General features: G+C 36.8%; 10 protein-coding genes. 2 read left to right on the forward strand and 8 right to left on the reverse strand.

Features of this window, described 5'->3' with window-relative positions:
* The 5 genes from DWX28_RS20690 to DWX28_RS17755 all read right to left on the reverse strand — a co-directional run.
* Window positions 1–112, reverse strand: a 112-nt coding sequence (locus DWX28_RS20690) for a DUF5348 domain-containing protein (protein WP_199611864.1), incomplete at its 3' end; no start/stop codon positions are given.
* A gap of 150 nt (window positions 113–262) precedes the next feature.
* Window positions 263–496, reverse strand: coding sequence for a complexin-2 (locus DWX28_RS17740; RefSeq protein WP_118254364.1), 234 nt, complete (start codon window positions 494–496; stop codon window positions 263–265).
* Window positions 497–611: 115 nt separating this feature from the next.
* Window positions 612–1,601: an AAA family ATPase gene (locus tag DWX28_RS17745; RefSeq protein ID WP_330417700.1), complete on the reverse strand. Its 990-nt coding sequence runs from the start codon at window positions 1,599–1,601 to the stop codon at window positions 612–614.
* Window positions 1,585–2,802: a site-specific integrase gene (locus tag DWX28_RS17750; RefSeq protein WP_118254368.1), complete on the reverse strand. Its 1,218-nt coding sequence runs from the start codon at window positions 2,800–2,802 to the stop codon at window positions 1,585–1,587. Before DWX28_RS17750 ends, DWX28_RS17745 begins: the two co-directional genes overlap by 17 nt.
* Before the next feature lie 14 nt (window positions 2,803–2,816).
* The gene (locus DWX28_RS17755) at window positions 2,817–3,011 is read right to left on the reverse strand and encodes a DNA-binding protein (protein ID WP_105310383.1); all 195 of its coding nucleotides are present in this window, start codon (window positions 3,009–3,011) and stop codon (window positions 2,817–2,819) included.
* Between the two features lie 102 nt (window positions 3,012–3,113).
* Here DWX28_RS17755 and DWX28_RS17760 point away from each other — a divergent pair, with 102 nt between their 5' ends.
* A complete protein-coding gene (locus tag DWX28_RS17760; protein WP_243002483.1) occupies window positions 3,114–3,785 on the forward strand; it encodes a helix-turn-helix domain-containing protein in 672 nt (223 codons plus the stop codon).
* Between the two features lie 385 nt (window positions 3,786–4,170).
* On the opposite strand, the gene DWX28_RS17765 is transcribed toward DWX28_RS17760, so the two are convergent.
* Together DWX28_RS17765 and DWX28_RS17770 are read right to left on the reverse strand one after the other, a co-directional pair.
* A complete protein-coding gene (locus tag DWX28_RS17765) occupies window positions 4,171–4,848 on the reverse strand; it encodes a hypothetical protein (RefSeq protein ID WP_118254370.1) in 678 nt (225 codons plus the stop codon).
* Window positions 4,823–5,311, reverse strand: coding sequence for a hypothetical protein (locus tag DWX28_RS17770; protein ID WP_147336987.1), 489 nt, complete (start codon window positions 5,309–5,311; stop codon window positions 4,823–4,825). The genes DWX28_RS17765 and DWX28_RS17770 overlap by 26 nt, the downstream gene beginning before the upstream one ends.
* 223 nt (window positions 5,312–5,534) lie before the next feature.
* Between DWX28_RS17770 and DWX28_RS17775 the strand changes: the two genes are divergently transcribed.
* Window positions 5,535–5,909, forward strand: coding sequence for an integrase core domain-containing protein (locus DWX28_RS17775; RefSeq protein WP_243002484.1), 375 nt, complete (start codon window positions 5,535–5,537; stop codon window positions 5,907–5,909).
* Window positions 5,910–5,962: 53 nt separating this feature from the next.
* Here the strand turns inward: DWX28_RS17775 and DWX28_RS17780 are convergent, their stop codons facing one another.
* Entirely contained in the window at window positions 5,963–6,136 is a 174-nt protein-coding gene (locus tag DWX28_RS17780; RefSeq protein ID WP_075671335.1) for a cysteine-rich KTR domain-containing protein, read from the reverse strand.
* Between the last annotated feature and the right edge of the window lie 102 nt (window positions 6,137–6,238).

The following is a 6,238-nucleotide window of genomic DNA, read 5'->3' on the forward strand; positions in this document are numbered from 1 at the left end:
CCAGCACCTCAAGACCTTCTCCACAGTGAAATCCCGTATCAATCCATAAGTCTGATGCCAACAATCCATATCTGTCATTACTGCTGTTATATCCTAATCTTCCCTGTTTCATTGTATCTTTCTCCCTTCTTCACAACTATCAAATTTACAGTAATCTCACATTCCAGCCATAGTTTTCCGTCTGCACCTTACCAACTTTCTCCTTGTTTACTTCTCACAGGGGCGTGACACGCTCCTGTAAAAAGGTAATCAACACGAACTGTTACCATCGAAAGCTCTCTTGCATTCCTTTTCTGTCCAGATACTCCTGCCGGAACTTTTCCCGTTCCTCTTCTGTTGGCGCAGTTTTGAATTTACTGTATGCCTCACGATTTACCATTGCATCCAGCTTTTTTTCCAATCCTTTTTTTATATCATCCTCTTCCTGTTTCTGATCCAGTAAATGATATTTTAAAAGTTTTCCAAACAACTCCTCTGGAACCATAACGTTTTTCATTTTCTCACCTTCTTACTTTTCAGATAAGGACGCAACACTGCAATGTCTTTACAGATTGCAACCTTACATTTTAATTCCGCATTTTCTATAAACTCTGCAATGTTGCATCCTTTATTTATTCCGGTTTAACTTTATCCAAATCCCAATACCATGAATTACCAATTCGTCTTGCCTTAATTCCGAGTTCTTTTTTTGCATTTTCCAATGTTCTTTTGGAAATATTCAATTCTTCTGCCATATCAAAAATTTCGCTGCTTTGTACGGAATTTGATATTTCTGCCAGTTCTCTCAACATCTTCTTGGCTTGTTCCAGCTTGTTTATCTTGGGTGCAATTCCTCCAAGCACTTCATCTGCTGTGATTTCATAGTCACCTACCCACTCAAATCCTGTTTCTGTCAGGCGAAATGCTTTGGAATGTCCAAATGCTGCCAGATTATTTTTAATTTGAACCACTGCTCTTAAATCCGGTTCTCCCTCTATTCTTCCTACCAGCAATACGCTTCTGGCTACTGCAAAAAAGTCAATCGAACCCATTCCTCTATATGCAGCTTTGTTTCCACCAGCTTTATTCATGTGTCCAATCAATAAGATTGCACATTTGTATTTTTCTGCCAGTAAGCTCAATTTCTTCGTCATGTCCCTTGCTTCATTTGCCCGGTTCATATCCATTGTTCCACCAAGATATGCCTGGATCGGATCTAAAATAAGCACCTTGGCACCTGTCTGTTTGATGGCAGCTTCCAGTCTTTCATCAATCATGGAAAGTGATTTTTCTGTTTCATCTATAACCATGATTCTTTCACAGACCGCTTCTGCCAGTTCTAATCTGGGTTTTACCGTATCTGCCAGTCCATCTTCTGCTGTCTGATAAATAATATTTACTGGTTCTGTTACCTTCATATCGTTGTCCAATCCTTCTCCTTTAGACAATCTTGCTGCAATATTTAGCACCAACGTAGTTTTTCCATCGCCTGGATCTCCCTGAATAATCGTTAATTTCCCATAAGGAATAAACGGATACCAGAGCCAGTCCACTGTCTGGGACTGGACATCTGACATCTTTATCATTTTCAATTCTGCTTTATTGTCATTTTTCTGTTGCATAAGTTCCTCCATTTTCCAAACTGTTCTCATCAATTGTCTGTTGTTCTCTGGAAGAATCCCTGCTATAATCAACTTGTCTAGGGTTGACATTTGCGGATTCGTCCTCATTTGTCACATTGCTCCGGTTGTTCGTACTTCCGGAGCTTTTTATATTTTCATCATCCAGCATATCTGCCACCACTTTTTGCTGATCTGGATATAAGTGACCATAAGTATTCAATGTAATACGAATGTCTGTATGTCCAAATCTTTCTTTAATCATCAATGGCTGTACACCTTTATTGATCAGAAATGCCGCATGACTGTGACGAATGTCGTGTACTCTTATCTTTTTCACTCCGGTCTTTTGAACCACCTGTTTTAACTTATGCTGTACTGCTTCATGAACCATTGGGAAAATCCGTTCATCTTCAGGTAATTCATACAATTTACCAATATAATCCTGAATCTCTTTTTTGAGAAATTCTGGTATGGAAATTGTGCGGTTAGATTCTTCTGTTTTAGGAGAAGTAATTACATCTTTTCCATGCATACGGTAGTAAGTTTTATTGATATGAAGCAGATTTCTTTCAAAATCAATGTCCGCAGGTGTAATGCTGAGTGCTTCGCCCTCTCTTGCTCCTGTCCAGAATAATAATTCAAACAATACATAATATTTGCTGCCCGGTTCTATTCCGGTCATAAACTGTCGGTATTCTTCAATCGTCCAGAATTTCATTTTCTTTTTTGAAGTCTTTCCCATGCGTTTCACCTTGTCACAGGGATTGTCTGCCAAATTGTAGATATTCTTCGCATGATTGAACAATGCCGTCATCTGATTCTGTATTGTTTTCAGGTAATCATCTGAATATCCTTTTTCAATAATCGTATTCTGCCACTGAATAATTTCTGCAGGTGTAATACTGTTCATTGGTCTGTCCTTAAAATACGGTAACAACTGAGCATTCATCGTATCTCTTTTGTTCTTAATACTTCTATCCTTCAATGACTGAGCCTTGTCTCGGAAGTAAACTTCTACAAACTCTCCCATTGTCATATCCATGTCCGCTTTCGCTGTTCTTTTATACTCCGATTCGAAATTTAACGCTTCTTTCTTGGTACGGAACCCTCTTTTTACTTTTCTCTTTTTGGCTCCTGTCCAGTCCTCGTAATAAAACGAAACATACCAGGTTCCTCTTTCTTCATCTTTGTATGCTGCCATACTTTCTCACCCCCTTACATTACGATCTGGGAATATCCATAAAATTTCTTTTCCCAGAATGCCCTCGGTATTTTGCCTGCAACGGTCACATATCCCTGATCTGCAAGCTCTTTGTTCAATTTACGAAGTAGCTTATAAGCATATCCAAGTGAAATTCCCATGCTTTCAGCCACTTCTTCTGCTGTAATCATATAGTTCTGTCTCTGCATATCATTTCCTCCTTGTCTATAATTATCATTTTCACTGATACTATATCATTTTAAATAATCATTGTCAATAATTTTTATCTGTATGAATGATATTTTTCTATATTGTTGATTTTTATCATTTGTGATATACTGTTCTTAGCTTTTAAGGAGGTGGCTAATATGCAGGAATCATCTATTTCAGAAAAAATAAAAGAGCTACGAACTGATCTGAAGATGAATCAGAAAAACTTTTCCGCAGCTATCGGTATACGTCAATCAACTTTATCCAGTTATGAAAATGGTGTGGTTACTCCCTCCAATGATGTGTTATTGACTATTGCTCAGAAATTTCATGTCTCTTTGGACTGGTTATTTGGATTATCTGAAAATAAAGTACAGATTTCTACTCTCAGCGATATTATTTGGGTTTTGCTGCAGATGAATGAATCCAATGAACTCCGGTATGAACTGGATATAAATAATAAATTTCCCGGTGATATAGAAACAGAAACACAGAAATGGTATGCCGGACTTCGCTTTTATGGAAATGATCCGGAACACTCTTTAAATGCAGATATGTGTAATTTTCTTGCCGATCTGCAGGAGAACAGAGAAAGCCTGGAATCTTATTTCACAGGTAAAGATATGTTTGATATGTGGAAGAAACAGACGTTGGAATACTACACTTCCAAACCTGTCACCCATAAAGAAATTGAAGAACTGAATTTTGAAACACGAATCCGTAAACGAGATGAACTTTTAGCACAGAAATTTTCAAATAACGAACAGAAATAGTATCATAACAGTATCACAGGCATATATGCGAAGATTTTCAGTTTCTTCCCATACCTGCCTGTTTTTAATATATTCGCTATTCTTTACAGCCTTATTTTAAACTTTTTACTCAACAGAAAAACCCCGGAAACCTTACGGTTCCGGGGCAATCTTACGCTTGAACACATGGTATCTATGATACCAATTTATATATTATAATCTGTCAATCAGTGATTACTCGATGATTGTAGCAACACGTCCTGATCCTACAGTACGTCCACCTTCACGATATCAGACCGATGTGTTACGGTGTGCAAATGGTGATTTTCCGTGTGATTCGTGTGGAAAAATCCGGAATTTCCGTTGTGTCCGTGTGGTTTTTGGAGATTTTGTTATCATGGTGTTATCATGATACTTCTACATCCGAATATTTTTCTCCGATTTCTGACGTACAATACTCATATGGGTTACATCGCTTATTCCTAATCACAATACCTTTATCTTCGTCAAGCTTCTTGCAAATTTGTGCAATCCGACGTGATTCCATGTCTATTTCTTCCGCAATATCTCTGGCCTTACAAAACTCTTTTCTTCTATTAAGTTCCAAAATAATATCCAGTTCTTCTTTGCTAACTAGCGGAATTTTATTTGCTTGCTGAAACTGATGTTCAATCTCTTCATCTACTTTTGAATATGTTTCTACTTTTGAATGACAATCCGGACATTGAAATCTTGTAAATTTTAAAAAGGGAATTTCGCTATCATCAAAAATACGTCCACATGCCGGATTGGTACATTTTATCACTTTTGTTTCTCTAATTTGCTCTAAAACTAATGATGTGAAATTAAATATTCTTTCTATAAAATATTTTCTATATATCGTTCCTTGTGCCCTTCCCCATATGATATTATTCTTTTTTGCCAATCCATAATTCAAACAATAGACATTAACTTTTTTCCCATCTCGATTTGATTTTTCCTCATATTTTGTAATAAAATGATTCAATTCTAACGATTCCAAATACTTTTCAGTATTTTGTAGCACATGAAAATGACTACTATATGGAGCTGTTTTTTGGTACAACCTTCCTGTCAATTTGTCTTTTTATTTCTTTCGCTTGGTCCACAATTGCATCTCTTACCTTTTTCAGTTGTGCAATATTACGTTTTTCTTCTATGGAAAGTAAACAATATGTACTAGATCTAAAAAATGCATCTATATTATCTTCATAGTATTTTTCTGATGCATTCTCTATATCCTGTTTTGTAATTTTCTTTCCATATATGATAACGCTCTGATAAAGATAAGCCAACAAATATCCCATAATACGTGGTACATTCATAGATGTTCTGAAAAACATAGTATATACATCTGTCATCGTCATCTTATCATCAAAAAAACTGGTCCATACTCCCCACATAATATTGGAATCTATTTTCCAATAACCTTCTTGTAAAATTATATGGAATATCCATGGATTAGCTGCTCTGAAGTGGCCGGCATTAAAATTGATAAAAAGCGCTGGCGGGAACTTATCGAACTTCAAAAAGAAGAATTCCCAGATACCGCGCAGGAATGGGAGAGGGAGGAATAATCTACTCGTATGGGCAGAACATCCTCCGCAGAAGAAGCGAGTTTGCATACACGATAAGCGAAACGCCAATCATACTCCATACAACCGCCCCTATCATAATAGTTGTCCTGTTCAGCAAAGTCACACACACACACATACCACTCAATCCCAAGACAAAACACTGGAAGTATCCTGCGTGATTGATACTATAAACAAAGCCAAAGCCCGCCGAAATATCGATCAACCATTAATCATCCACTCAGATCGTGGAAGCCAGTATGTTGCAAAAGAATATAAAAAAGCAACCGAAAACATGCAGCGTAGTTATTCAAAGAAAGCATTTCCATGGGATAATGCATGCATTGAATCCTTTCATTCCATTATCAAACGTGAATGGCTCAATCGCTTTAAAATTCGTGATTACAAGCAAGCATACCGGTTGATTTTCGAATATTTGGAAGCTTTTTACAATACGAAACGAATTCACAGCCATTGTGACTTTATGTCGCCTGATGAATTTGAGCGAGTATATGAAAGAAGACATACTAAGGCGGAGCTTCTGGCAGGTTAAAATGGGGAGAAATTTCTCATTTTAACTTGTACTAAATCTTGACATAGCACCACTTAATTTGCACTATCTATGCTAACCGAAACAACAAAGTGCTTGACATTCACAAGTGTTTGCTGTTTACACTTCGGACAGTAGAGTGGAAAGTTCTTTAATTCGGTATCTTCTTGCATTATCGTTCGGGTTTTATTTCCACAGATAGGACATAGAACCCATTTTATAGTTTCCATATTTTTCTCAATCCTTACTTCTAAATATTATCCTACTAAATTTACCTATTGTGCTACTTCAAATAAATTATATGAAAACCTGTAAATGCGCAAAGAATCCCT

The organism is Blautia sp. AF19-10LB, assembly GCF_003461245.1.
GTDB classification, from domain to species: domain Bacteria; phylum Bacillota; class Clostridia; order Lachnospirales; family Lachnospiraceae; genus Blautia_A; species Blautia_A intestinihominis.